This is a genomic window from Rufibacter ruber (assembly GCF_014138425.1).
In the GTDB taxonomy this organism is placed as follows: domain Bacteria; phylum Bacteroidota; class Bacteroidia; order Cytophagales; family Hymenobacteraceae; genus Nibribacter; species Nibribacter ruber_C.
Window position 1 is genome coordinate 56,464 of the sequence record NZ_JACJIQ010000001.1, and the last position, 25,740, is coordinate 82,203.

General features: G+C 54.2%; 19 protein-coding genes. 7 read left to right on the top strand and 12 right to left on the bottom strand.

Features of this window, described 5'->3' with window-relative positions; translation table 11 throughout:
- The first annotated feature begins 43 nt into the window (after positions 1 to 43).
- The 5 genes from FHS90_RS00230 (at position 44) to FHS90_RS00250 (ending at position 6,272) form a co-directional block, all read left to right on the top strand.
- Positions 44 to 751 carry an endonuclease III domain-containing protein gene (locus tag FHS90_RS00230; protein WP_182511136.1) on the top strand — a complete coding sequence of 236 codons (708 nt, stop codon included), beginning with the start codon at positions 44 to 46 and terminating at the stop codon, positions 749 to 751.
- 483 nt (positions 752 to 1,234) lie between these two features.
- A complete protein-coding gene (locus FHS90_RS00235) occupies positions 1,235 to 3,682 on the top strand; it encodes a TonB-dependent receptor (protein ID WP_182511137.1) in 2,448 nt (815 codons plus the stop codon).
- A gap of 493 nt (positions 3,683 to 4,175) precedes the next feature.
- Positions 4,176 to 5,156 (top strand): radical SAM protein, encoded by a 981-nt coding sequence (locus FHS90_RS00240; RefSeq protein ID WP_182511138.1) that lies wholly within the window; start codon positions 4,176 to 4,178, stop codon positions 5,154 to 5,156.
- 280 nt (positions 5,157 to 5,436) lie between these two features.
- Positions 5,437 to 5,979: a gamma carbonic anhydrase family protein gene (locus FHS90_RS00245; protein ID WP_182511139.1), complete on the top strand. Its 543-nt coding sequence runs from the start codon at positions 5,437 to 5,439 to the stop codon at positions 5,977 to 5,979.
- 8 nt (positions 5,980 to 5,987) lie between these two features.
- Positions 5,988 to 6,272: a hypothetical protein gene (locus tag FHS90_RS00250; RefSeq protein ID WP_066838364.1), complete on the top strand. Its 285-nt coding sequence runs from the start codon at positions 5,988 to 5,990 to the stop codon at positions 6,270 to 6,272.
- A gap of 35 nt (positions 6,273 to 6,307) precedes the next feature.
- Here the strand turns inward: FHS90_RS00250 and FHS90_RS00255 are convergent, their stop codons facing one another.
- The 4 genes from FHS90_RS00255 to FHS90_RS00270 all read right to left on the bottom strand — a co-directional run bounded on the left by FHS90_RS00255 (position 6,308) and on the right by FHS90_RS00270 (position 10,319).
- Positions 6,308 to 7,660 (bottom strand): DUF2254 domain-containing protein, encoded by a 1,353-nt coding sequence (locus FHS90_RS00255; RefSeq protein ID WP_182511140.1) that lies wholly within the window; start codon positions 7,658 to 7,660, stop codon positions 6,308 to 6,310.
- A gap of 414 nt (positions 7,661 to 8,074) precedes the next feature.
- Positions 8,075 to 8,653 carry a Pycsar system effector family protein gene (locus FHS90_RS00260; RefSeq protein WP_066838373.1) on the bottom strand — a complete coding sequence of 193 codons (579 nt, stop codon included), beginning with the start codon at positions 8,651 to 8,653 and terminating at the stop codon, positions 8,075 to 8,077.
- 163 nt (positions 8,654 to 8,816) lie between these two features.
- Complete coding sequence (locus FHS90_RS00265) at positions 8,817 to 9,374, bottom strand: NUDIX hydrolase (protein ID WP_182511141.1); 558 nt, start codon at positions 9,372 to 9,374, stop codon at positions 8,817 to 8,819.
- A 129-nt stretch (positions 9,375 to 9,503) separates the two neighbouring features.
- A complete protein-coding gene (locus FHS90_RS00270; RefSeq protein WP_182511142.1) occupies positions 9,504 to 10,319 on the bottom strand; it encodes a TIGR04290 family methyltransferase in 816 nt (271 codons plus the stop codon).
- A 414-nt stretch (positions 10,320 to 10,733) separates the two neighbouring features.
- Between FHS90_RS00270 and FHS90_RS00275 the strand changes: the two genes are divergently transcribed.
- Positions 10,734 to 13,790 carry a PAS domain-containing sensor histidine kinase gene (locus tag FHS90_RS00275; protein ID WP_182511143.1) on the top strand — a complete coding sequence of 1,019 codons (3,057 nt, stop codon included), beginning with the start codon at positions 10,734 to 10,736 and terminating at the stop codon, positions 13,788 to 13,790.
- A gap of 372 nt (positions 13,791 to 14,162) precedes the next feature.
- A complete protein-coding gene (locus tag FHS90_RS00280; protein ID WP_066836180.1) occupies positions 14,163 to 14,954 on the top strand; it encodes a polysaccharide deacetylase family protein in 792 nt (263 codons plus the stop codon).
- 74 nt (positions 14,955 to 15,028) lie between these two features.
- Here FHS90_RS00280 and FHS90_RS00285 read toward each other — a convergent pair whose 3' ends face one another.
- From FHS90_RS00285 to FHS90_RS00320, 8 genes are all read right to left on the bottom strand, one after another.
- Entirely contained in the window at positions 15,029 to 16,159 is a 1,131-nt protein-coding gene (locus tag FHS90_RS00285) for a CgeB family protein (RefSeq protein ID WP_182511144.1), read from the bottom strand.
- A gap of 356 nt (positions 16,160 to 16,515) precedes the next feature.
- Entirely contained in the window at positions 16,516 to 17,640 is a 1,125-nt protein-coding gene (locus FHS90_RS00290; RefSeq protein ID WP_182511145.1) for a CgeB family protein, read from the bottom strand.
- The gene (locus FHS90_RS00295) at positions 17,630 to 18,769 is read right to left on the bottom strand and encodes a CgeB family protein (RefSeq protein ID WP_182511146.1); all 1,140 of its coding nucleotides are present in this window, start codon (positions 18,767 to 18,769) and stop codon (positions 17,630 to 17,632) included. Before FHS90_RS00295 ends, FHS90_RS00290 begins: the two co-directional genes overlap by 11 nt.
- 311 nt (positions 18,770 to 19,080) lie before the next feature.
- On the bottom strand, positions 19,081 to 20,175 hold the full coding sequence (locus FHS90_RS00300) for a glycosyltransferase (protein WP_182511147.1): 1,095 nt from the start codon (positions 20,173 to 20,175) through the stop codon (positions 19,081 to 19,083).
- Between the two features lie 19 nt (positions 20,176 to 20,194).
- Positions 20,195 to 21,241 (bottom strand): Gfo/Idh/MocA family protein, encoded by a 1,047-nt coding sequence (locus tag FHS90_RS00305; protein WP_182511148.1) that lies wholly within the window; start codon positions 21,239 to 21,241, stop codon positions 20,195 to 20,197.
- Between the two features lie 243 nt (positions 21,242 to 21,484).
- Positions 21,485 to 22,489, bottom strand: a complete 1,005-nt coding sequence (locus tag FHS90_RS00310) for an MDR/zinc-dependent alcohol dehydrogenase-like family protein (protein ID WP_220482953.1) — start codon at positions 22,487 to 22,489, stop codon at positions 21,485 to 21,487.
- 4 nt (positions 22,490 to 22,493) lie between these two features.
- Complete coding sequence (locus FHS90_RS00315; protein ID WP_182511149.1) at positions 22,494 to 24,563, bottom strand: SDR family NAD(P)-dependent oxidoreductase; 2,070 nt, start codon at positions 24,561 to 24,563, stop codon at positions 22,494 to 22,496.
- Between the two features lie 45 nt (positions 24,564 to 24,608).
- Positions 24,609 to 25,727, bottom strand: a complete 1,119-nt coding sequence (locus FHS90_RS00320; RefSeq protein ID WP_182511150.1) for an NAD-dependent epimerase/dehydratase family protein — start codon at positions 25,725 to 25,727, stop codon at positions 24,609 to 24,611.
- Positions 25,728 to 25,740: the final 13 nt, after the last annotated feature.

Sequence of the window (25,740 nt, forward strand, 5' to 3'; positions counted from 1 at the left end):
ACTTTGCAAAAAGGAGACCGTTTGAAGGCAAAAGATTTGGCCTATGACTAACCCCGCCCGGGAACTGTCCCCCCAGGAGAAAACATGGCAGGTGCACCTGCGTCTGAATGAGGCGTTGGGCCTTCTTTCGGGCGAGCCCCGGCGGGAGCCCATGCGGGAGCTGATTTCCACCATGCTTTCACACCGCACCACCCACGCCAATGAGGAGAAAGCGTATTTCCAGATGCTGGAGAGGTTCCCCACGTGGCAAGACGTCATCAATGCCCCGTTTGAGGAGCTGGCAGACGCCCTCTCACCCGCCAAGTTTCCCGGGGCCAAGGCCGAAAACATTCAGAAAGCCCTGCGCCTCATTGAGCGGGAGCACCCAGATTTTTCCCTGGAGTTTCTGCGGGACCTGGACGTGCCGGAGGCGCTGGACTGGCTCATGGCGCTGCCGGGCGTGGGGCTGAAGACGGCCACCCTGGTGCTGCTGTTCAACTTCCAGAAACCGGTACTGCCCGTAGACACGCACGTGCACCGGGTGAGCCAGCGGGTGGGGTTGATTGGGGCCACCGTGACCCATGACAAAGCGCACCAGACCCTGCTGGAGATGTTGCCGCCAGAGGCCCATGTGCTGTATAACTTTCACCGCCACCTGCTCAGTCACGGCCAGAAAATCTGTACCTGGCGTGCGCCCAAATGCGAACAGTGCGTACTCCAAGACCTGTGCAATTATTATGAAGAAGTCCGGAGCAAAGGCATTGACCGGTGAATCGCTTGCGTTTTGGGGCTGTTTTGGGAAAAACAGGCCGGAAACGGATTAATAGGTTATTGCTAGTTGTGGATTCTTTCCACGCACTCTCGTCCCCTTTTGAAGGGGGGAGGGGATGATTACCCGTGCTGGATTGCTTTTGTAGAGTCACGCATTCCCGAGACTCATTTTCCCGTTTCATTTATCTGAAGCAAACGGTTCTTCAACTGCCTTTGTCATCCCCCTACCCCCTTCAAAGGGGGACGATATATGTGATAAAATACTTCTGTTTCCGGGCTGATTTACGTAAAGTAGGCCAAAAACGGATGCACAACCGGACATGTATGCCGTAGACATTCTGAAGGTAAAACCTTAGGTTTCCGCTTCTGGGCTGTTTTACGAAAAGTAGGCCAAAAACAGAAGTTTATTCTTTATATCTGTAAAACAAAATATAAGCGTTGCTAGTTTGCAACCTCAAACAGCAAGCGCTTTCTTCACTGTCATATGGCTAAATTCTATACGTTTTTCTTTGCTTTCTTTTTTATAACATCGGTTCAGATCCTTGCCCAAAGCACCGGGAGAATCACGGGCGTAGTACGGGACCGGAATACCCAGGAACCCGTGATTGGCGCCACCGTGCAGTTGGAAGGCACCACCGTGGCCGCCGCCACAGATGCACAGGGGCGTTACCGGCTGGAGAACGTGCCCACGGGCAGCTACAATCTCAAGACTTCTTTCCTGGGCTATGAGCCGGTGACGCGGTATAATATACCCGTGACGTCGGGCAACGCCCTTACGCTTAATTTAGAGCTCGCGCCCAGCCAGAACCGCTTAGACGAGGTGAATATTACCTTTGACCGCTCCATACGGGTGGCCACGCTGGAGACGCCGCTGAGTGTGCAGAGCCTCAGCAGTGAGGAAATCAAGAGCAACCCCGGCGGGAATTTTGATATTTCGCGCGTGATTCAGACGTTGCCGGGTGTGGCCGGGGCAGGCAGTACGGGCGCCGGTTTCCGGAACGACATCGTGATCAGGGGCGGCGGGCCCGGCGAGAACGTGTTTTTCCTGGACGGCATTGAGATTCCGGTCATCAACCACTTTTCCACGCAGGGCAGTAGCGGCGGTCCGCAGGGCATTTTGAACGTGTCGTTTATTGAGGACGTGACTCTGAGTACCAGCGCCTTTGACGCCCGCTATGACAATGCCCTCTCCAGCGTGTTCCAGTTCCGGCAACGCGACGGCAACCCCGACCGCCTGCAAGGCAACGTGCGCCTGAGCGCGACCGAGTTGGCCGCTACGCTGGAAGGTCCGCTCGCGCCGAAGACCACGTTCCTGGCTTCGGCGCGCCGCTCTTATTTGCAATTGCTGTTCAAGGCCATTGACTTGCCCATCAGGCCTAATTACTGGGATTTCCAGTACAAGGTCACGCACCAGCTGGATTCTAAAACCACGCTCACCGCGCTGGGTATTGGCGCTATTGACGAATTCAGCTTCGCGGTGCCCAAAGAGTCTTCACCGGAGAAAGAATACGCGCTGCGGTCTAACCCGCTCATCAACCAGTGGAATTACACGGTGGGGGCGAGTTTGAAGCGCTCTTTGGAGAACGGATTTGTGCAGGTGTCTCTCAGCCGGAACGTGTTTGAGAACCGCCTGGACCGCTTTGAGGACGCGCAGTACGGCGATGAATCAAGGAGGGTGCTCAAGGCGCGGTCGCAGGAAAAGGAGAACAAGCTGCGGGTAGACGTGAACAAGTTTGTGGGTAGTTGGAAGTTCTCGTACGGCGCCATTGGCCAGTACGTGGGCTATACGAATGATTTTTTCAGCCAGATTCGGCAGGAGGTGCGGGACCAGAATGGTGCCGTGGTGCAGCCCCGCGTGGTGCTGGATTTCGACACCGATTTGAATTTCTTCCGCTACGGCGTGTACGGGCAAACGTCAAAGAGCTTCTTTGAAGATAAGTTAAGTTTGTCTTTGGGCGTACGCACTGATATGAACTCGTTCACCAAAGATGGCAACAACCCGCTGGAGACGCTCTCGCCACGGGTGTCGGCGTCTTACGCGCTGGCCGAGCGCTGGAAACTGAACGCCTCGGTGGGCACGTATTACCGCCTGCCTATTTACACGGTGCTGGGTTACAAAGATGCCGCCGGTGCCTACGTCAATAAAAACATCGACTACATCAAGTCCACGCACTACGTGGCCGGCGTGGAGTTTCTGCCCACCATTGCCAACCGCCTCACCGTGGAAGGTTTCTACAAACGCTACGGCAATTACCCGGTTTCTGTGCGTGACGGCGTTTCGCTGGCGAACCAGGGCATTGAGTTTGGGGCGATTGGGAACGAGGCGGTGGCCAGCGTAGGCAAAGGACGCGCCTACGGGGCCGAATTCTTTTTTCAGCAGAAACTCACCCGCGGTCTGTACGGCTTATTTTCTTACACACTAGTGCGCAGCGAGTTTACGGGGCTGAACAATGACAACTACATCGCCTCGGCGTGGGATAACCGGCACCTGGTGTCGGCGTTGCTGGGCTGGCAGTTCGGCAAGAACTGGGAACTGGGCGGGAAATACCGCTTCGCCGGAGGTTCGCCCTACACGCCGTTTGACCTGGAAGCCTCGCAACAGAACTACGCCTCGCTGGGCACCGGCCTGCTGGACTATGACCGCCTGAACACGCTCCGGTTGCGCTCTTTCCAGCAGCTAGATGTGCGTCTAGACAAGAAATGGAACTACAAACGCACCACCCTTGACCTGTACGTGGATATCCAGAACATCTTCCGGTTTAAAGGTCCAAGCCTGCCGCAGTACACGTTCCAGCGCACCGCAGATAACACCGGTTTCGCCACTACAGACGGCCAGCCGCTGCAACCCAACGGTTCCAATGCCATCCCGCTGATTTTGGACGAGGATGACGTGACGTTTCTGCCTAGTGTGGGGTTTGTGCTGGAGTTTTAGACCTCACCCCAACCCCTCTCCCACGGAGAGGGGCTTTTCTGCTGATGCGTTTGGGGCTGTTTTGGCGAAGTGAAGGTAAAAACGCTTTGCCTTGAAGAGAATTTTTCTGTTAATGCTCCTTTTGCTCCTTTTGCTGTTCGGAAGTTCCACTCCCGAGCTTATCTGCTGCGGAGTTCCACTCCGCTGGGAACCGCGGGCAAAAGAAGGGGAGTAGAACTCCCCGGCAGGTTGCTTCCGGAGTAGAACTCCGGAAGAGCGTTGAAGAGCGTTGAGTAGAACTCTGGAAGAGCGTTGGAATCATGAGATTCCTGTTTTCGGGCTGTTTTTAGAAAAACAGGCCGAAAATAGGAATTGGCATACTTGAAAAGCGGGTCTTCGCCTTCCCGGGAGATGATTTTACTGAAAGTTAACCTCGGGGTAAAACTGGGGAGCGGGTGAAATCCGTATGTTCTGTTTACCTTGCAGGTGCCAAGGCCGCCGTAATTCTCAACCTATGCGCTTAATTCCTCACCCCGTTCTGGCCAATTACTACGTGACGTACCGCTGCAACGCCAAGTGCTCGTTCTGTGACATTTGGGAGAAGCCGTCGCCGTACATTGAGCTGGAAGACGTGCGGCAGAACCTGAGCGACCTGCGCAAACTGGGGGTGAACGTGGTGGATTTTACGGGCGGCGAGCCGCTGCTGCACCGGCAGATTGACCAGTTCCTGGCGTTGGCGCACAGTTTCGGGTTTATTACCACGTTGACTACCAACGGAATGCTGTACCCCAAGTGGGCCGAGCGGCTGAAGGGCAAGGTAGACATGCTGCATTTCTCCCTTGACTCGGCCGATAAGGACGAACATGATACCGGGCGCGGGGTGGCGTGCTTTGACTTTGTGCTGGAGTCCATCAAAATAGCCAAAAACCTGGGCGAACGGCCTGATATTCTGTTCACGGTTTTCAAGCACAACCTGCACCAGATTGAGCGCGTGTACCACGAAATCTGCGTACCCAACAAGCTCATGCTGCTCCTGAACCCCGCCTTTGAGTACAATCAGGTAGAAACCGGGGACCAGCTTTCAGAGGAAGAATTGGACTACTTGGTGAAGTTCAGCAAGCAGAAGTGGGTGTACCTGAACGAAGCTTTCATTCAACTGCGCAAAGACGGCGGCAACCACATTGATAAACCTGTCTGCAAAGCCGCCAGCTCCACCTTGGTGATTTCGCCGGAGAATGAGTTGGTGCTGCCGTGTTACCACCTGGGCGCGCAGAAATTCCCGATTGAAGGCAACCTCTACGAGCTCTACAAATCCAAAGAAGTCAAGCAACTCATTGCCCTGGAAGGCCGCCTGCCCGCCTGCGAAGGCTGCACCATCAACTGCTACATGCAACCCAGCTTCGCGGTAGAGATGAGCCGCTACTGGTGGAAAGCCCTGCCCAGCACCCTCAAATACAACCTGCACAAAGGCACCTGGAAGCGTATGCTGTCTTGATGTCGTGTCAGGTATCAAGTATCAGATAGCACGTACTCAAAAGTACATAAGCGAAGTTTGCGTTTCTGGCCTATTTTCCTGAAAACAAGCCAAAACCACGGCTTTGAAATTTCATAGGCCCCAACCTGGAGAGTTTCCCTCCTAGACGTGGGAATCTGTATTTTCTGTTTTTGACCTGTTTTCTGAAAATCAGGTCAAAAACAGGGTTATTCCTGAATTACTTCTCCGCTACACTTGCTAACTTTGGTTCATTCCTAATTCTAAATTCCCAATTATAATTATGCCGCTGCTGCTTCCTGTAAAGGGGATTCACCCCACCATTGGCCAAGATTGTTTTATGGCCCCCAACGCCACCATTGTGGGCGATGTAGTCTTGGGCGACCAATGTACCGTCTGGTTTAACGCGGTCATCAGGGGAGATGTGCACAGCATCAGAATCGGGAACAAGACTAATATTCAGGACGGGGCCATCATTCACTGCACCTACCAGAAAGCGCCCACCACCATTGGCCATAACGTGAGCATTGGGCATAACGCGCTGGTACACGGCTGCACGGTGCAGGACAACGTGTTGATTGGCATGGGCGCCATTGTCATGGACAACGCGGTGGTGCAGGAGCATTGCATCATAGCGGCCGGGGCGGTGGTGCTGGAAAACACCGTCTGCGAGCGCGGCCATATCTACGCGGGTGTGCCGGCCAAGAAAGTGAAAGCCTTAACGCCCGAACAAATTGCCGGCATGGCCAAAACCGCCGATAACTATGTGATGTACGCCAGCTGGTTTCAGGAGGGGGAGGGCGGCCGGGAAAACTCTGCCCAATAAATGCTATCATGGAATTTGTAGCCTTCCAGGAGAGTCTGTCAGAACCTATGCCACCTGCAGGGGCGTCTGTGTATCTGCAGGCACTGTGGCATGATGCGCAGGGGAACTGGGAGCGTGCCCATGAATTGATCCAGGACCTGCCTGATGCGAATGCCGCCTGGATTCACGCGTATCTGCACCGCCAGGAAGGCGACCTCTGGAACGCAGATTACTGGTACCGCCGTGCCGGGAAAAAGCGCCCGGCAAACACGTTACAGCAAGAATGGGAGCAGCTGGTGCAGGTGTTTCTGTAGCGGTGCTGGGTTTTCTGCTTCTGTAAAGGAGGGGTTTATGCGTGGGCCGGAGTGCCAGATAACAGCGTGATTTTATCTGCAGAGGTGTGGAAATGCTGATTAAGGTCCTGCAACACCAGGTCAATCTGGTCCCGGTCTTTCGGGTTTTGGAGGCTCTGGTCGGCATCATCCCTGATCACTTTGATTTGTTCAGACAGCACTATGGTATGGGCCTGATTTTGGAGGTCGGCGTACAGCAGGTGGTTCAGGCACAGAAGCAGTTTGCGCATCACCATCACATCTGCTTTGCCATAGGTTCTGATAGGGGTGAGGAAACGGTAGAGCAGGTCTTGCAGCGGGGTAGGGTGCTTGATGATACGCACCTGCTGGTGCTCATCCAGGAGACAGTTGGGGGCAATGGCTTCCATGCGCTGCAGGAAAAGCAACGTGAGAAAATCAATGGCGCTCAGTGCCGTGCCGGGGTCATTGATACCCGGGCTCAGGGCCTTGACCGCCACCTCTGAGATTTGCCTAAGCCCCGTCTCAAAACTAAATACCAACACTTCCTCCAACGAAAAAATAAAACAGTCCTGAATGGCGTCATGCAGTGATTCATTCTCCCGTATGTCTTTGTTCAGGCGTAAAAACGGTAAGCCGGGCACAATGAATTTGCCAATAGAGACAGGAATCTCAATCATCAGGTCTTCCCGTTTGGCAATGCGGTTCAGGTTCTCAATTTCTATCTGCCGCAGGTAGCCGCCTTCCTTGCTGGGGAGCTCAAACCATTTCTCTGTGTTCATGGCTGAGCGCAGGGCCTGGTTTTCACTGGTGCCTTGTACCTCTTTTCTCAAGGCCGCCTGGCTGGCTTTGTAGATGCGGGTCAGGATAGTGTCTGGCTTAATGGCGCGGGAGATGGTGTGGATGAAGTAGACAAAAAGGCTCACGCAGGTGATACCAAACAAAACCGTGAGCAAAACGCCCAGAACAGGCACACTGGTGTTTTCTTCGCCGGGTTTGAAGCTGAGGATCAGGATAAGGGTATACAAGATGGTGCCTACGTATATGCCCAACACCATCTGGTTTGTTTTCTGGGAGATAAGCCCTGGGATTACGCGCGGTGAAAGGTGGGAGGTAGCCTGCCCCAGCACAATCATCACCATTGAAAAACTGAACACCAGCAGCGAAATAATCCCTGAGACAACGGTGTTCAAAATGAGGCGGGCGTTTTCAGGCTCACTGTTGATGAACCCCAGTTGTTTCTCCAGGTAAATTCCTGCGGGCGTTCGCTCAAAATAAAAAGTGAAGAAGCCTAACAGTAGAAACAGAGCCGCAATGACCGTAGGCCACAGGGCAATGCTGCTGGAGACGGAAAGAAATACCTGGTAAAACCTTTTATAGAGTCTGTTCATGGCGCGTAGTGGCTCTATAAAACGCAAGAAGCTGGTGCCGAGATGGGGAATAACTACTGAAAATAGCGTTCTAAAAATCCGTATTTATTCTTGGCTGCTGGGCGGTTGGCAAAGGGCCGGACAGACCCTGATTAAAGTTTTCCGTTTTCTGCACGTAGAGGGCCTTGGCTGGCGCAGGCATGGGCTTGGGCCCACAGTTTGGGGCTGCTTTCCCAAAAACAGCCCGGAAACAGAAGCTTTCTGTCCTGTAAAGGCACCAGCATACGTTTGCGCCAGAGACTAAAAAAAAACTGACATCTTCCTGATTTTCAACCGAAGGTACCTTTCTGTTTCCGGGCTGTTTTCCAAAAAAAGCCCGGAAACAGGCGTGCGTCTGCGGGCTGCTCTGCCGCCAGGCAACCGGTGTGCCCAGGGTCAGGTAATCTGGGTCACCACAAATGAGAGGGCCGAAACAATAAAGCCTATCATGAAGAACAGGTATGCCACCCGCAGGCTGGTGTATTTCTTCTGCAGCACCACCCCCAGGTGGTAATTGTCTTTGATCATGCTGCTATACATGGCGGGTGAATCTTCCATGAGACTGGTGAACTCCTTTTCATACTCCAGCAGGCTCATACTGTAAAAATCACCGAAAAAGAGAAGGTTGACCTTGCTGCCTGCCGGGGCGGGCGGCGTGGGGTTGTTCTTCCTGATTCTGGGCATGGTGACCAGTATGGCCATGACAATGGTAACCAGAGAGGTGGTTAAAAAGAGAATGCTGGGAATCAACAGTTCTGGCTCTTCCTCCAGTTTTCTGAACAGCACAGACAGCAGCACAGACACTATAATGGAGTTGATGGTCAGCAGGATATGGGCCTTGTTGTCTGCCATGTCACTGAGGCGCATCTGGTTGGCCGCCGTGATTCTGAAAAGGGTTTCCACCCCTCTCCTTGACTTTTTAGGTTTCTTCTCTTTTTGCTCAGGAGTACGCTTTTCCTCTGGTGCCTCGGCCATGGAACATCTTGGTGTATGGTGGGGATGGGTTCAATTTCTAAGAAAGCGGTTGCGCTACTTTCAGGGAGTGGCCGCGCTATCTGTTACCCCTATACTACGTTCAACGGCCGAAGTTGAGTTTCAACAAAACTTTTTATTGTACAACCCTTCGCCCACCGGGCATTTACGCCATCCCCAGCTTCTGCAAGGCCAGGAAACAGAGGGCTACTGAGCCGGAGACGCAGACCTTGCCCTGCATGACCAGCGGCAGCACCTGGGGCAAAGGCACCCGCACCACTTCAATCTCCTCGGTCAAATCCAGTTTCTGGGGCTGCTCTACCCGCACGTTCTGGGCCAGGAACAGGTGAATGCGGCTGGTGTCTTTGGCGGGGTTGTCATAGAGAACGCCCAGCTGAACCAGCTCCTGGGTGAGCACCGCACCTGTTTCCTCCAGCAGCTCGCGGGTGGCGGCGTTCTGGGCGTCTTCCTGGTCCGGGAAAAAAGAGCCGGCGGGCAGCTCCAGAAACACCTGGCCGGCGGCATGCTTGTACTGGCGCACAAACAGCACCTCGTGCTGCTCTGTCACCGGAAAGACATACGCGCCGTCTGGCCGCTCACTTACAAAATAATCATCCAGGCGGTGGCCGTTAGACAGTTCCACCTCATCACGGCGCAAGGTGTACCATTTGTGCTTAAAGGCAATCTGGGAGCGAAGCAATCGCCAGGGGCGCAGACTAGACATTGGTTTAAAAATAGTGAAAAGCAAAGATGTCTGTTTTCGGGCTATTTTCCAGAAAACAGGCCAAAAACAGACATTACCTGTTTGTTAAGAAAGTACAGGGCCTAAAGGCGCAACTGCCGCACTGGTAGGTTATTGGGTAAGGGTGCGGTTCTTGTCTCCTACCTTGGCGGCCACGGCCTCTTGCCACGCCTGGCCGGTGGCCGAAAGCAATTCTGAGTTGTTCCACCCGAAGTGGCTGCTCTGGCTGTGGGCGTCTGGCTCACAGAGATACACCTCATGGCCTGGTTTCTGGGTGACCTTGAGGCCGCAGGAGCGGAGCATGGCCTCTATGCAGGCGTGGTTGGGGGCCCACCAGTTGGTGACATCTCCGGCCAGTTTGTGCTCAATGAACGCCATCTTGGGGTAGCCGTTCTCCAGCATAATGTCACGGCCGTGAAAGTCAATGTCTTCGGGCAGTGGGGTCACTTCTTCGCCCGGCATGGTCAACGTCTGAAACACCATCAACCGCGTCATTTTCTGGGACAGGATGTCCAGGGAAAGCAGCGGATAGCGCAGGTGGTACAACACGCCCATGTACCAGATCAGGTCAAACTTCTCCTGCAGGTGCGCCACGTCATAGACCTGCATCTGCCTGAACTCTACCTGGTCCTCCAACCCAAACTGCCCGGCCACCCACTGGGCCTGGCGCAGGTAGTGCGGGTCAACATCAATGCCCAGTACTGAGGCGCCGCGCCGGGCCAGCTCCATGGTGTAGAAACCCGCGTTGCAGCCCACGTCTAAGACGCGCCAACCGCTCAGGTCCTTCGGGAGGTAGCTTTCTATCTGTTGCCACTTAAAGGCCGGGAAATCTCCTAAGGTATGGTTGGGGGCGGTTTGGGTACCGTCTGGTAGGTGCAGGTTATGGAACCAGGGGCCAAGGTTGGCAATTTCCTGTGTCAGGCTCATGAAGGTGCGTTTGAGGTTGAGAAATGTTCAAACGCTTGTACGCAGAAAGGGATAGCAAAAGTTATATGTGTCTTCTTCCTGCTTCTTTGGGGAACCCGGGAACAGCTCTTTTTACTAAACCTAAAAAACGGTGCAGACCAGTTAGGAGTGGCCTCAGAAACTGGATGCGGCCCCCATACTAGGCTGTGGAGGGGCATCTGCTGAACTGCGGCCTGTTAACAGGATAGATTGTATTATTCTGATGTATGGCGGGAAAGGCGTTTAAGGGATGATTATTTGCATTTTAAAGGAAAATATTATTCGGGGATAAAGGTTTGTTTACTAATTTTATACTGACTAACGCATGGAGTTGATATAGTTGACTCTGGTAAGCTGAAAATTAAATAATAGTGAGGTTGGTATTATGAATTGGATATGAATAATGTAAGCCGGGAGGGGCTCCTGGAGAAGCTGATGCGGTATTCATTGGACATGATCTGTGTAGTCAACGCAGAAGGAAAGTTTGTGCAGGTGAGTGACGCCAGCAAAAGTATATTGGGGTATGGGCAGGAAGAATTAATTGGTGCCTCGTATCTGCAATTAGTGGTTCCTAAAGACCGGGAAAAGACGTTAGCCATAGCCAAAACTATTCTGAAAGGGGCCAATGTTACGGGTTTTGAGAACCGCTACCTTCATAAGACTGGCAAAGAGGTTCCTTTATTCTGGTCTGCTTACTGGTCTGAAGAAGACAATACCATGTTCTGTGTGGCCCGTGATGCCACGCAGCTCAAGCAAGCCCAGGCAAAAGAAAAAGAAAAGGAAGCATTTTTTGAGGCGCTGGTAGAGAACAGCTCTGATATGATGGTGGTCTTAGACCGGGAAGGGAACTACGTTTTTGTAGGGGGCAGCTACGTGAGAATAATGGGCTACCCGGCAGAGTACCTGATCGGGAAAAACGTACTGGAGTTCATTCATCCCGGTGATGCGCCGGCCATTCAGGAAAAACTTGTGGAGCTGCAGGGCAAAGACATAGTGACCGCCTCTGAGTTCAGGTACAGGAACGCCAGCGGGGAGTGGAAATGGCTGGAGTCAATGGCAAGCAACCAGCTGCTGAACCCGGCGGTGCAGGGGCTTGTGGTCAACTCGCGGGATGTAACCGAGCGCAAACTGTCTCAGCAGCGGCTCAGGCAGAGCGAGCAGTTATACAAATGCCTGTTCAACAACAACCCAGATGCCATTTTGCTGGAAGACGTAAACGGGTTGGTGACAGATGTGAACCAGGCCCAGCTAGCTATTTCCGGCTTGCCGGCTTCTGCTATGCTCCACCAGCCTTTTACAGACTTTTTGCCAGCCAGTGTGGTAGATATCTGTAGCCGGTACTTTGAGCAGGCGCTGCTGGGCAGTACCGTTCGGTTTGACCTGGAAATCCCATTTTCAGGCAAAGGCGCAAAGGTTATGGACATCACTAAGTTTCCCATACTAGTAGACGGAAAGGTAGAGGGGGTGTTCAGTATTGCCAAAGACATCACCCCCATTGTGAGAGCCTATGAAACCATTCAGAGGCAGGCGGCCCGGCAAAAAATCATTCTGGAGAGTATTACAGACGCTTTTTTTGCCTTAGACGAAAACTGGTGCTTTACCTACGCCAACAGCGAGTTTGAACGGCTTGTGCAGGTAAAGAGTGAAGAAATCATAGGAAAGAGCTTCTGGTCTTACTTTCCCAAAGAAGTGCTGGGGCAAAGTTTCCCTGAGTTTTACAAAGCCATAAAATCTGGCGAAGCCATCTGCTATGAATTGTACCACCAGTCCCTGAAAGTCTGGCTGGCGGTGAAAGCTTACCCCTCAGAAGAAGGGTTGTCTGTGTACCTGAACGACATTACCAGTCAGAAGCAGATAGAAGAGCAGGAGGCATTAGGCAAACGGGTACTGGAACTGAATGCCACCGCCGGAAGTACCCTGGAAGAGGTGGTGAACCATTATCTGGTGGGGCTTGAAGAGCAGAGGGCAGACATGCTGACCAGTGTGCTGTACCTGGAGAATGGGCAGCTGTTTAACCTGGCCTCGCCCAGTTTGCCTAAAGCTTATTTAGATGCCATAGAAGGGGTGAAGATTGGCCCCACGGTAGGTTCCTGCGGTACCGCGGCGTACCAGAAGGAAAGAGTGATTGTGAGTGACCTGGAGCAGGACCCGCTCTGGGTAGATTACCGGGAGGCGGCGCTGCAGAACGGCCTTAAATCCTGCTGGTCCTTGCCTATTTTCGGCTACAACCACCGGGTGCTGGGTACGTTTGCCATTTACCACCGCCAGGTGCGTGAGCCGTCTGCTGAAGAGCTGAACGCCATTGAGAAAGCACGGGACCTGCTGCAGCTGATCATTGAAAACAAACTCACAGAGGCTGAGCTGAAGTTGAGCAATGAACGCTATGACCTGGCCGCATCTGCCACCAGTGAGGCCATTTATGATATTGACCGGGTGTACAAAAAGGTTTACTGGGGAGAAGGCTTTGAGAAGATCTTCGGCTTTAACAGGGCAACCCTAAAAAATTCTGAGAGTGTCTGGGTAGAAAACCTGCATCCTGAGGACAGGGAGAAAATTACGGCATCTTTTAATCTGGCCCTGGAGAGCCCAGACGTTTTCCATTGGCAAGCCGAATACCGGTTCCGGAAAGCCGACGGCCAAATAAGTCAGGTGGCAGACCACGCCAGGATCCTGCGCGACAAAAACCACCGGTCCATCAGGGTCATAGGCTCTATGCAGGATATCTCTACCCGCAAACGCTACGAGATTGAGCGCGAGAATTTGATTGAGGAACTGCAAGGCAGAAACAACGCCCTCCAGCAGTTCACGCACATTGTGTCGCATAACCTCCGGGCCCCGGTGGCTAACATCATGGGGCTGACAGAGATGTTCCAACACCCAAATCTGACGGAGCAAACCAGAGCGGCCATCAACGAAAAAATGCGGACCGCTGCCCAAAACCTGGATACGGTTATCCGGGACCTGAACCAGATCCTTTCCATCAGGGGGAGTATTGGCGGCATCAAGGAATCTATCAATTTTAGGGAGAAGGTAGAAAAAGTACTGGAGCCGTTGCAGTTAGAGTTGGCCAGGCACCGGGTAAAGCTGCAAATGAATTTCCAGGAGGCGCCCTCTATTTACACGGTGGGGAGCTATCTGTACAGCATTCTGCATAACCTGATTACCAACGCCATTAAATACCGGCAACCCGGCCAGGAGACGCTCATTGAGATAAGCACCCGCCTGCAGGGGGACTATGTGGTGCTTACGGTCAAAGACAACGGCCTTGGGTTTGATGTGGAAAAGCAGGGGAAAAAGCTCTTCGGGCTCTATAACCGGTTCCACAGCCATATTGAAGGTAGGGGAGTGGGGCTGTTCCTGGTCAAGACCCAGGCAGAAGCTTTAGGCGGGAAAGTCACTGTGCAAAGCAAGGTGCAGGAGGGGAGCACCTTTGAGGTCTACCTGAAGCGATAAAGCGGGCTAAGATAGAAAATGGATATGTTCTGTTTTCGGCCTGTTTTTCCAAAAACAGGCCGAAAACAGAACGTGCCCTGCTGCTAAAGAAATAATGTACCGGCACTTAAAGCAGATCATTGCCTTTATCTTTTTCTATGGGTATCTGGCTTACCGCTGGATACCGGTTGCCCCTAGGGGTGGTTGGGGAATGAAGATGGAGTGCTTGCCCCCAAAGCCAGATTGAACAAGTCTGATGCCTGGTAGCATGACCGGTTCCGGAGCAGAATCACTCCCCGGTAATTAGAAAATCCTGTATATTGGGTAGTAATTTCAGGCTTTGTACCGCAAGGGCCGGCGCTTGATTGTTGTATGGTCACTTATCCACCCCAGATGATCTTTAGAAAAACCCTTCTGTTCCTGTTTTGCTGTTTGAGCCTTTCTGTGGCGGAGGCCCAGCATTGGAACCAGAAAAAATGTGCCGTGGTGCTTACGTATGATGACGCCTTAGACGTGCACCTGGACAACGTGATTCCGGTGCTGGACTCGCTCCACCTGAAAGGAACCTTCTACCTCACCGCCGGGGCCCGTGCCTTTACCCAGCGCCTGCCCGAGTGGAAGAAGGTAGCCGCCAACCAGCACGAATTGGCCAACCACACCCTTTTCCACCCCTGTGACGGCAGCCTGCCCGGCCGCAACTTCGTGTCTGAGTATGATCTGTCTAAATACTCCATGCGGCGGCTTATAGATGAGCTGCGCATGACCAACACCGTGCTGGAAGCTATTGACGGCAAAAAAGAACGCACCTTTGCCTACCCCTGCGGCGATGCCAAACTCAACGGTGTTTCTTATCTGGATCAAATGAAGGGCGAGTTTGTAGCGGCCCGTGGCGTGCACAATGAGCTGGTGCCCTTTGCACCCAGAGACCTCTACACCATTGGCTGCTACAGCGGCAACGGCCAAACCGGCCAAGAGCTGATTGACCTGGTGAAAAAGGCCATGCAGAGCAATAGTCTGATTGTGTTCCTGTTCCACGGTGTAGGCGGCGGCCATGGCCTCAACGTCTCCAATGAGGCGCACCGCCAGTTGGCGCAGTTTCTGAAACAGCACGAAAAAGAGATCTGGACAACCACTTTTCTGGAGGCCGCCCAGCATTTAAAAACGGCCGGCGCCGTGAAGAAGTAGGAGCGGGTCCTGTTTTCGGCCTGTTTTGAGAAAAACAGGCCGAAAACGGAAATCACAAATACGTTCAACTACAATCAACTCCCCAGCTCCACTTCCTCATTGGCACTTAGAACGCTAGACTCAGAACTCAGGACTCCCAATACATAGTTTTCCAGCTCCTGCGCGCGGTGGGCGGCGGTGTGTTGGGTAAGTACTTTCTGGCGGGCGCGTTCGCCAATGGCGAGGCGTTCTTCCTCGGGTAAATCTATCAGGAAGCCTAGGGTGTCTTCAGCGGAGTAGGAGACCAGAATCTCTTTCCCGAACTCAAATATTTCATCCAGCCCGTCCCAGTAGTCGGAGATGATGGGGGTACCGCAGGCGGCGGCTTCAAAGAGACGCACGCTGGGCGAGTAACCGGCCTTGATCATATCGGCGCGGGTAATGTTCTGGGTGAAGCGCTGGCGGTTGTAGAATTGACGGTGCTCAGCGGGCGGAAGGTGGTGGATGTACTCGCAGTTCTCAGGCCACTGGATGGTATCTGGGTACTGCGGACCGGCCACCACAAAACTGCCCAGCGGCCACTCGCGGGCGGCATCCAGCATAAGTTTCTCCAGCGGCGGCTGGCGGTCATCTGAGTAGGTGCCCAGGTAACCCAGGTCCCATACTTTCTCCTCGTTGGGTTCGGGAAAGTACAGCTCCGGGTCAAAAGAGCAGTACAGTGGCCGCGCCATGGGCGACCCGAATTCTTTCTCCAGCTTCTCCAGCGTGGGCCCGCCCGTGAACGAGAGGTATAGGTCGTACATCGGGATGAGGCGCGGGTGCAGGTACTCGTAATCTTCGCGGGCCAGTTTGGCCAGGGTCACGGGTGTGTCTATGTCATAGAAGCCCGTCACGCCCTGCGCGGTGTTGATGGCCCATTCACCCACGGCCACCCCCTCGGGCACGTAAGACCCCACCATCACGAAATCAGCGTCGCGCACCTGCTCCGTGAAGCGGGCCTGCAAATCCTCTAAGGATTGGTATAGCTCCAGTTGGCAGTATTCAGGATTGGGTAAATCGCGGTTAGAGGCGTACCACGGCACATCGCGCTCCAAGAACAAGATGTGGTGGCCACGGTTCCGCAACTCGCGCACTAGCCCTCTAAAGGTAGTAGCGTGCCCGTTCCCCCAGCTGGAGGTGATGGACAAACCCAGAATGACGATGTTCAGTGGTTTTATTTGACTCATGGTGATGAGATGTTAGTATCTGGATGTTAGATGCTAGACTTTTTTCTTTTTTACTCTTTCGGATTTCTCAATCCGAAAGCCCTCTGTCGGGGGTTTGGAATCCCCATGCCTGCCAATTCTGCTCGTGGTTCACGGAGGATTGATAAATCCGCGACAGAGTGGTTCGGGATTGCAAATCCCGAACAGCAATAGTAGAAGCGGCTAACAATTTTCCTGGCGCAAGCGTCCGCTTGTGTCCGCACGCATTTTGAATCTGCTATGCGTTGGCACAAGCGGACGCTTGCGCCAGAAGTAGGTATATCTAGTTATTGTTTTGGGGCTGTTTTCTGAAAAACAGCCCCAAAACGGAAACTCATTTAAGACACCAGCGCATCAGCGGCCGAAGATTTGGCAGTGGTGCGTGGGGTGGTCAAGAGCAGTTGCTCCAGTTCATCGGCACGGTGCCCGTAGGTGTGCTTAGCCAGTACTTTTTTGTAGGCGGCTTCCCCGATGGCTTTGGCGCGTTCCGGAGTTAAGCCTTGCAGCAACTTGGCTACTTCCTCGCCGTCTTTGGCTACCAGAATCTCTGTGTCTGGCTCAAAGAAGAAGTCAATGCCTTCCCAATAATCAGTGATGAGGCAGGCACCGGCTCCGGCGGCCTCAAACACGCGGGTAGCGGGGGAGAAGCCGTAGCGGGCCATGCTCTCGCGGCTGATGTTCAGGACGGCTTTGGGGGTGCAGTTGAAGGCATTGTGCTCGTTGGTGTACACGTGCCCGATGTAGTTTACGTTGGCACTCATAGGTTTATCGCCCCAGCCGCTGCCTCCTATGATGAATTTCTGCTCGGGTAGTTTAGCGGCCACATCTAAGAAGAACTGCTCTACGCGGGCTTCGCGGTCGGGTAGGCGGTTGCCTAGGAACGCGAGGTCGCAGGCAAACTTCGCTTCTGGTGAAACGGGATAATGCGTGGCGGTGTCCAGGGCGTTGTAGATGGGCACGCATTTCTTCGCTCCTAGCTTGGTGTAGGCGTTTACCACAGGGTCGCCGCCGCCGTAGGTCAGAATTAAGTCATACTGCGGAATGCAGGGGCGGAACGGATCGGCGGGGTCGCTTTCCACGCGGTCCAGGGTAGCGGGGGCGTCCACGTCCCAGAAAATCACGAGGCGGTCTTTGCTTTGCAGTTTCAGCACCTCGGCCTCCAGCAGTTCGTCAAACACGCCTACGCCGCTGGCTTTCACTACCACATCGGCGGTAGCCGCGTCTTCCAAGGCATTATAAACTGCTTCCTCGGTGGCTTGGTACACCACGACTTTGGCGTACTCGGGGTCTGGGATGTCGCGGTTTTCCTGGCGCTGGTAGGCATCTGGCTCATAGAAAGTAACCTGATGGCCGCGGGCATGCAGGGCCCGCACGATACCACGGTAATAGGTGGCGGCCCCGTTCCAGTACGCTGATACTAAACTTGATCCGAAGAAGGCGATGTTGAGCTTTTTATTCTGCATATGCTACGGGGGAGTTAGACGTGGAGGAAATTTTAGAGGGGGCAATGCCCAGTTCTGCGCAGATGGCTTCCAGTTCATTGACGCGGTGGGCGCAGGAATGGCGGCGGTTGATGACGCGCAGGCCGTTGCACATTAAGTCCATGGCGCGGCGTTGGTCGGTGAGCACGGTTTGCAGGTGCTGTTTCATTTCTTCGCCGTTGCGGGCCACCAGGAAATCTTTACCCGGGGTGAACAGGTTCTCAGCGTCTTCCCACGGCGCTGAAATGAGCGGAATACCGCAGGCCATGGCCTCAAACGGACGAATGGTAGGAATGCCTGGCAGCGCCTCTACGTACGGTCTGCGCGGCACGTGCACCGTTACTTTGTACCTGGCAAATACCTCGGGCGCTTTGTAATTGGGCAGCCACTCACCATACTCAATGCCGGCTTCGGCTAAGGATTTAATGGCATGGTCTGGGTAACGTACACCATACACTTTGGCCTTCAGGCCGAGTTCTTTCACTGGATTTAAGAGGAATTCGTGCAATTCAGCGGTACGCTCTTCGTCGCCCCAGTTGCCAATCCAGACCAGGTCGCCGTCAAAGGAATCTTTGGTGTGGGGGTAAAAAACGCGGGTATCGGCGGCCTCGTGCCAAGTCCAGGCTTTTTGGGTCCAGCCTTCTTTGAGGTACAATTCTTTGATGACTTCGCCGAAGGCCAATACCCCGTCATAGTTGGAGAGGTCATAGGCGGCCATGCTTTCGCGTTCGGTTACGGCACGGTGGTGGGTGTCATGGAAAAGCAGGCGGTAATTGTTCTGCGTTCTGTGTTCACCTACTCGGCGTACCAATTCATGGTCGTTCCACTCGTGCATGAGCACCAAATCGGCACCCGCCAGAACTTCGTCTAAATTAAGCGAATCCAGCTCATAAAAATTAGTTTCCAGACCCGGATAATACTGTTGCAGTTCCTCCAGTTTTTGCTCGCCGTAATGGCCAATTAAGTTGCTCAGGCTCCAGCCGCTTTTGGGTTCATAGACCTGCACGTCATGGCCTCTGGATTTCAGTTCCGTCACCACGCCGCGCAGGAAGTGCGCGTTGCCATGGTTCCAGTCTGATAGGAGGGAGTGGTAGAATAAGACAAGTTTCATAGGCGTTTTTTGGGACATAAGACTCAAGATGTAAGACTCGTGGTTTCTAGTTTTTATTCTGGTTCAAGTCTGGGACTTGGACCTAAAATGGCTGGAAGTTTTCAACTTCCTGAGGCCACAGCCTCAAATTTCTTTTGCTGGTGGTCCCCCTTTGGAGGGGGTAGGGGGAGGATTACTCGTGTTGATAGTTACTTTCCCGAGAAACATTTTCCTTTGTTGCATCGCTAGAGATAACCTGTTCCTCAACCGTCCTTGTCCTCCCCCTACCCCCTCCAAAGGGGGACGGAATGCGTGCAGTTCTTACGTTACAACTACAAGGTCTCTACATGATTCGCTTTTTTGGCTTTCACGCGTTTGGGCAAATCTGCATAGGCTTGCAGGTATTCTTGCGCCATGAGGTCTGTGGTGTAATCCTGGGCTTTTTTCACGGCGCGGCAGGCCATGATGTTGCGGAGGAACTCGTCATCAATCAGTTTCTGGAGGATGGCGGTGAGGCCTTCTACATCGTTTGTTTCCACGAACTCTGCGGAGCGGTCCCAGACTTCCTTAAGGCTGTCAATCTTGCCTAGCACCAAGGCGCAGCCCGAAAACGCAGCCTCCAGAATGGACAAACCGAAAGGCTCATATTTGGCAGGCAGCACGTACAAAGAGGCGCGGGAAAGCCAATCAGAAATTTCCCTTTGGGACAGTTTGCCCAGGAAGTGCACGTTCTTGAAGAGCTTGTTTTCACCGGTGGCGGGGTGGGTAGCGTCTCCAGCTATATAAATAGGCCAGTCCACGGCATCGGCCACCTGGGTGAGAAGGGCGATGTTCTTAGCCTCGTCCCAGACGCGGCCCATGCTGAAGATGAACGGTTCTTTGCGCCCGAAGCGGAAGGCGTGTGGGTCGCGGCCGTTGTTTATGACCTGTTTTTGCGAAAACGTGCCATAAACGGCTTCGGCCTCGGTGAGCATGGCTTGGGTAGGGGCTACTACCACATCGGCGGCATGCAGGCCTTCACGCACGCGCTCAAAGTAATAGTCACGGCCGGCGGGGGCTTTTTCGTTTTTCACGGCGCGCCACCAGGTCTGCACGCACGAGTGGATGACCATGAGCACGGGCTTGTTCCAGGGCAGTTGGCCGTGGCAGAAGTTGTTGAGGTGAATGAGGTCTGGATTGAGCTCGCGGCTGAGTTCCAGGAGCCACTCGCCGGCCGCGTCCACATCGGCCCAGGGGTAATCCATCCACTCCAGCTGATATTCACTTTCGTACACCGTCACGTTAGATAGGGCGGCCAGTTCCTGCCGTTGCTGCAGGGTGATGGCGGCACCCATGGTGGCCAGGTAAAAGTGCACGTGGTGCGGCGCCATAGCCCGGATGAGCTCCAGACTGTACGTCCAGACGCCCCCTACGGTGTCGGTGGTCATAAGAACGGTTCTGTGCTGCTTATCTACCATAGATGCGGTCTAAAACGGTGGCTACTTTTACAAACTGCTCTGCCTCTTCATTGAATTTCTCGCCGTTGGCTACGCGTTGCGCCCACTCTACGGCGGCACGTCCGCCCCAGGTGTCTGGAGGTGAAACCAGCGTTTCAGTCTTGGTGCCCCAGAACCGCTCGGCCACGAAATCATAGAAGGAACCGTTCACGTTCTTGAACGAGGCGCCGCCATTGGTGCCGTAGAAGGTAGCGCTGATGATGGCTTCCTGACCCGCGGGCAAGTTCCAGGAACAGCTCAACTGCACGTGCGGACCCGTAGCCAGGTGAATGCTGGCGGTGGCGTAGTCTTCCACCTTGCCATCGGCGGGGGTAACGCGTTTGCCTTTGGAGAAGAGGCTGCTGGTCACGTTCTCTACTTCGGGGAAACCCAATGTCCAGAGGGCTAAATCAACTAAGTGCACGCCCAAGTCAATCACGCAGCCGCCGCCCGACAGTTTGGGGTCATAGAACCAGGCCTTGTCGGGGCCATAGGCGTTGTGGAAGACCAGCTCCACGCCGTAGATGTCGCCTAGCTCCCCTGATTTTACCAGTTCATAGACTTTGCGCATGGCCACGGTGCTGCGGTAGGAAAGGTCCACGCCCAGTAAGGTATTGGCCTGGCGGGCGGCCTCTACTACGCGCTTGGTTTCCTCGGCGTAGCGGCCCAGCGGCTTCTGGCAGAAAACTGCTTTGCCGCTCTCTAACGCAATGATGGATTGTTCGGGGTGAAAGGCGCTGGGGGTGGCGATGACTACTCCGTCAATGTCATCTGTTAAAAGCTCATTGATGGTTTGGTAGATTTTGGTGTTAGGCGCGGTTTTCTGGGCCTCCTCCACGTTTTGCGGTGCAGGGTCAGCCACGGCGGTTACTTCGCCCACGCCCGAATTGGCAATGGCTTCCATGCGGTTACGGCCAATCCAGCCGATGCCCAGAAAGCCGAGTTTTAAGGTATCAGTAGGAGCAACGGTGGGGGCCGCTGCGGCCTGGGTAGGTTCTAGTACAGTCTCTTCCGCCATAGTGTAAAGGGTTATGGTTGTGTTTTGCGTTTTTGGCCTGTTTTCGGAAAAACAGGCCAAAAACGGGTTTGTGTTTGTTGTTGGTCGTCCCCCTTTGAAGGGGGTAGGGGGAGGATTACTCTTGCAGAGTTTGGCGTTCTCGCTTTCAATTTTCAAACCATTGCTTATAGCCGGAGCTAATTAAGCTTTAAGCGGCCTTGTCATCCCCCTACCCTCTTCAAAGGGGGACGGAATACGTGACAATTACATCGTCACAATCGCCTTCATGAATCCGTCTGGGCGGTTGGTCAGGGCTTGAAACGCCTCTTCCATATTTTCCAGCGGGAAGGTGTGGGTGTAGAGTAGGTCAGGTTTCAGGCGGCCGCTTTCTACGGCGTCTACGGCTTCTTTTATGCCGTCAAGGTACATCTGCGGGTCGCGCTCGTGGGCGTTGATGACGTCCAGGCCGCGCCAATTCCAGAGTTGGATGTTTACCTGGCGCATGCCGTCCTGGTGGAAACCGGCAATAATGAGTCTGCCGCGCTCCTTACACAATTCACCCGCTAGGTTCAGGGGCCACTCCTTGCCGGTGCACTCAATCACGCGGTCGCAGAAGACGCCGCCGGTGAGGTCTTTTACCTGCTCAATGATTTTGTAGTGGTCGTACATGGCAATGACTTCATCGGCACCGCATTGCTGGGCAATGTCCAGAGAGAACGGACGCTGGGAAATGGCAATAACCCTGGCGCCCGCCTCTTTGGCTAATTGCACGAGTAAAGCGCCTAAAAACCCGATGCCCAAAATGGCCACGGTCTGGCCCGCTTTGATGTCGGAACGCTTGAAGATGTTCATGGCGCAGCCTAGCGGCTCACCTGGGAACGGTTTACCCGCCAAGGAGGCTGGCAATTTTACCACGGAAGTAGCTTCGGCCACGTCATAGGCGGCGTAAGAGTTGTAAGAAAGAGCCGCCACACGGTCACCTACTTTCAGCTCTTTCACTTCTTCGCCCACGGCATCAATGATTCCCCAGCCTTCGTGGCCCGGGTTTCCGGCGGAGATGGGGTAAGTGAACCAGTCACGGCCTTCCCACACGGGAATGTTAGAGGCGCACAGCCCGCAGCCTTCCAGCTTGATGCGCACTTGCGTGGCGGTAGGCTCAGGTAAGGCTACTTCTTGTATTTCAACCTGCCTGGGCGCAGTGATCACCGCCGCGGCCATGGAGGTGGCGACGGCGGTGTCTGGAGTGTCTTGGAAAAGATCAGTCTGCATAAAACTAAGCGACGGCTACGTTATCGGTTTCTTGTTCAACGGCGGTGGCAACGGGGGCGGGCAAAGACACTTCAATGCCTCTGGTTTCGCAGAGCCACTGGTACAGTTTGGCCACACCTTCCTGCACACTATTTTTAGGGTACCAACCGGTAGCCTCGTGGAACTTGCGGATGTCAGACACATAGTAGTGCTGGTCACCGGGGCGCCAATCACCGAAGCTCAGGTTCACTTTCTTGCCGCGGTAGGTACCAATCAAATCCAGGAGCTCCAACAGGCTGGTGGTGTTTTTTACGCCGCCGCCAATGTTGAACGCCTGCCCCGACAGGTCTTTCATGTTCTCCTGTGCCAGCAAGAACGCATCTACCAGATCTTCCACGAACAGGATGTCGCGGACCTGCTTGCCGTCGCCGTAAATGCTGATGGGTTTGTTTTCAATGGCCCGTATGGCGAAGTGAGCTACCCAGCCCTGGTCTTCGTTGCCGTACTGGTGCGGACCGTAGATGCAGCTCATTCTGAACACCACGGCAGGAATGCCATAGGTTCTGGCATAATCTACCACATACTGGTCGGCGGCGCCTTTTGAGCAACCGTAGGGGCTGTGAAAATCCAGCGGACGCGCCTCAGAGATACCGCTGGCCAGGATGTTTTTATCTGACGGGTTGTAGCGGGTTTTGTCTGGCAGAAACTGTAAATCTTCCAGGCCGCCATATACCTTATTGGTAGAAGTGAACACCAGTGGCGGCGGATTGTCCTGGGCTCTGATGGCTTCCAGCACGTTCACCACGCCGCGGGCGTTGATTTCAAAGTCCTGAATGGGACCCGTGAGCGAAGTGGTCACGGCAACTTGTGCCGCGAAATGGAACACTTCATTGGCATACTTCATCACCCGCTTCACCGACTGCAAATCCCGGATATCGCCTACGTAGACTTCCAGCTTGTCGCCGTAGTTTTCGTGCAGCCACTGCAGGTTGCGCTCCACGCCCGTGCGGGAAAGGTTATCAAAAATGAGCACGCGCTTGCCTTGCTCCAACAGGCGCTTAGCTAAGTTGGTGCCCACAAATCCGGCTCCACCGGTTACTACGGAATAGCGCTCCTGGTTGGAGAAATCCGTTTTGCGGCGGATGAAGTTGAATTTGTTTAAGCCTTCCAATCCGTTCTCGGCCCAAAGGCGGTACAGGAGTTTAGGCGAGCCGTCGGTTTGCTTTAGCCCGAAGTAATATTCGCGGTCATCTACGTGAAAGCCGCCCACGGTAGAACGCTCCAGATCAAGGTCATGCAGGCTGTACCAGAATACTTTATTTACCGGTGTCTGGCACACGTTCCGGAACTCCTGCAGTTGCTTGAACTCATCGTGCTGCCAGGTGGAGAAACCAGCTTCGGTAATCCAGAGTTCGGCTTTGCTTCCGTTGCGGTCCAGGACTTCGCGCACGCGGCTGATGTTGGTTTCCCAGCCTTCCCACATCTGATCGAAGACATCGGGGAAGCCGTGGATGCCCACGGCATCAATGTACTGCATCACGCCGCGGTCAAACATGAGTTGTAGCCAGTTAGGGTCAATGGGGCTCATGCCGCCCAGCACGGTTTTCTTGCCACGGTGCTTCGCCCAATAGGCCGCGCCGCCAATCATCTCCGCAAATTTGTCCCAGCTGTGGTCCAGGGTGTAGTCGTATTCTACTTTGTTGTTAGGTTCGTTCCAGAGCTCTACCCACTCAAAGTGCTGGCCCAGGTCGGTGATGATCACGTCCAGGAAATCGGCGAAAGCCTTTAGGTCTCTGGGTGGGGAAGAGGTTTTGGCGACCTCGCCAAGGGACGGCGGGGTGTACAGGAAACATGGCAGCACCTTCACCTGTTGGGCGAGGGTGGGGATTAACCAGGCGTACCAGTCTTTGCCGCTGGGGGTGTAATAGTCGGCCCAGGAGATGCCCGTGCGCAGTTCGGTCACGCCCAGTTCCTTCAGTTCCGCGAGCACTTTCTCCACGCGGGCGTGCTCGTTGGGCTGGAACCATTCAACCAAGCCGATGATAGGGGCGGCGAGGGGAGTATGTATAGGTTGAGTTTTAGCGATTTTAGTCATAGCGTTTTTAGCTTCTTTTGGGAAAAACAGGTCAGAAACGCATCGTTAAACGGTTAAGCCTCTGGCCGCCAGTTCGGCGCTGGCCTCATTCACGCGGTCGTACGCAATCTGTCCCTCCAGCCAGTCGGCCAGCTCGGTTAAGCCGCTGTTGAATTCAACCTGCGGATAGAAACCGAGCACTTTATTGGCCAGGCTGATATCGGCGTAGCAGTGCCGGATGTCGCCCACGCGGTACTTGCCCGTAATCTCTGGCATCAAGTCTTGTTTGCCCATTACTTCGGCCAGACGCTCGCCTATTTCTCTGATGGTGTAGTTGTTGCCGCTGCCCACGTTGAAAACCTGCCCATTGGCTTCTTCTTTTTCCATGGCCAGACGGCAGGCCAATGCCACATCGCGCACGTGCACGAAGTCGCGCTGTTGGTTTCCGTCCTCAAAAATCATAGGGGCGTTGTTGTTCAGGAAGCGCGACGCGAAGATGGCCAGCACGCCCGTGTACGGGTTGGAAAGCGCCTGCCGCGTGCCATACACGTTGAAGAAACGCATGGCCACGGTGGGGATGTTATAGGCGCGGCCTACCATAAGGCAAAGGCGCTCCTGGTCATACTTAGACAGCGCATACACCGACGAAAGTGACGGGATTTTAGACTCTGGCGTAGGTACGGGCGTTAAGGTTCCGCCTTGGCCGTCCTGTAGCTCCCAGTTGCCGGCTTTCAATTGCTCCAGGCCGCGCTCAACGGCAGTGACGGTCTCACCGGAAGCTGATTTATATAGGCCCTCGCCGTAGATGCTCATGCTGGAGGCCACCACCAGCTTGCTTACGGGCTTCTCAATGAGGCATTCCAACAGAACGGCGGTGCCGATGTTGTTCACGTCTGTGTACTCCTTGATCTCATACATGCTCTGGCCCACACCCACCATGGCCGCGAAGTGGAACACGGCGTCTACGCCTTCCAACGCTTTCATGACGGCGGCCTTGTCTCGCACGTCGCCTACCTGCAGTTCAACGGCCGGGTTCAGGTATTCTGGGCGCTCACAGTCTTTGCCGTGCACCTGCTCAGAAAGGTTGTCCAGCGCGCGTACCTCATACCCAAAGTTGATCAGTTCATCTGCCAGGTGCGAGCCAATGAAGCCTGCACCGCCCGTAATCAATACTTTCTTTTTCATCGTCATTCGTGGG

Bases quoted from the DNA above. Each gene is read 5' to 3' on its own strand.
- FHS90_RS00230 (WP_182511136.1), top strand. From the start codon at position 44: ATGACTAACCCCGCCCGGGAACTGTCCCCCCAGGAGAAAACATGGCAG.
- FHS90_RS00235 (WP_182511137.1), top strand. From the start codon at position 1,235: ATGGCTAAATTCTATACGTTTTTCTTTGCTTTCTTTTTTATAACATCG.
- FHS90_RS00240 (WP_182511138.1), top strand. From the start codon at position 4,176: ATGCGCTTAATTCCTCACCCCGTTCTGGCCAATTACTACGTGACGTAC.
- FHS90_RS00245 (WP_182511139.1), top strand. From the start codon at position 5,437: ATGCCGCTGCTGCTTCCTGTAAAGGGGATTCACCCCACCATTGGCCAA.
- FHS90_RS00250 (WP_066838364.1), top strand. From the start codon at position 5,988: ATGGAATTTGTAGCCTTCCAGGAGAGTCTGTCAGAACCTATGCCACCT.
- FHS90_RS00255 (WP_182511140.1), bottom strand. From the start codon at position 7,660: ATGAACAGACTCTATAAAAGGTTTTACCAGGTATTTCTTTCCGTCTCC.
- FHS90_RS00260 (WP_066838373.1), bottom strand. From the start codon at position 8,653: ATGGCCGAGGCACCAGAGGAAAAGCGTACTCCTGAGCAAAAAGAGAAG.
- FHS90_RS00265 (WP_182511141.1), bottom strand. From the start codon at position 9,374: ATGTCTAGTCTGCGCCCCTGGCGATTGCTTCGCTCCCAGATTGCCTTT.
- FHS90_RS00270 (WP_182511142.1), bottom strand. From the start codon at position 10,319: ATGAGCCTGACACAGGAAATTGCCAACCTTGGCCCCTGGTTCCATAAC.
- FHS90_RS00275 (WP_182511143.1), top strand. From the start codon at position 10,734: ATGAATAATGTAAGCCGGGAGGGGCTCCTGGAGAAGCTGATGCGGTAT.
- FHS90_RS00280 (WP_066836180.1), top strand. From the start codon at position 14,163: ATGATCTTTAGAAAAACCCTTCTGTTCCTGTTTTGCTGTTTGAGCCTT.
- FHS90_RS00285 (WP_182511144.1), bottom strand. From the start codon at position 16,159: ATGAGTCAAATAAAACCACTGAACATCGTCATTCTGGGTTTGTCCATC.
- FHS90_RS00290 (WP_182511145.1), bottom strand. From the start codon at position 17,640: ATGCAGAATAAAAAGCTCAACATCGCCTTCTTCGGATCAAGTTTAGTA.
- FHS90_RS00295 (WP_182511146.1), bottom strand. From the start codon at position 18,769: ATGAAACTTGTCTTATTCTACCACTCCCTCCTATCAGACTGGAACCAT.
- FHS90_RS00300 (WP_182511147.1), bottom strand. From the start codon at position 20,175: ATGACCACCGACACCGTAGGGGGCGTCTGGACGTACAGTCTGGAGCTC.
- FHS90_RS00305 (WP_182511148.1), bottom strand. From the start codon at position 21,241: ATGGCGGAAGAGACTGTACTAGAACCTACCCAGGCCGCAGCGGCCCCC.
- FHS90_RS00310 (WP_220482953.1), bottom strand. From the start codon at position 22,489: ATGCAGACTGATCTTTTCCAAGACACTCCAGACACCGCCGTCGCCACC.
- FHS90_RS00315 (WP_182511149.1), bottom strand. From the start codon at position 24,563: ATGACTAAAATCGCTAAAACTCAACCTATACATACTCCCCTCGCCGCC.
- FHS90_RS00320 (WP_182511150.1), bottom strand. From the start codon at position 25,727: ATGAAAAAGAAAGTATTGATTACGGGCGGTGCAGGCTTCATTGGCTCG.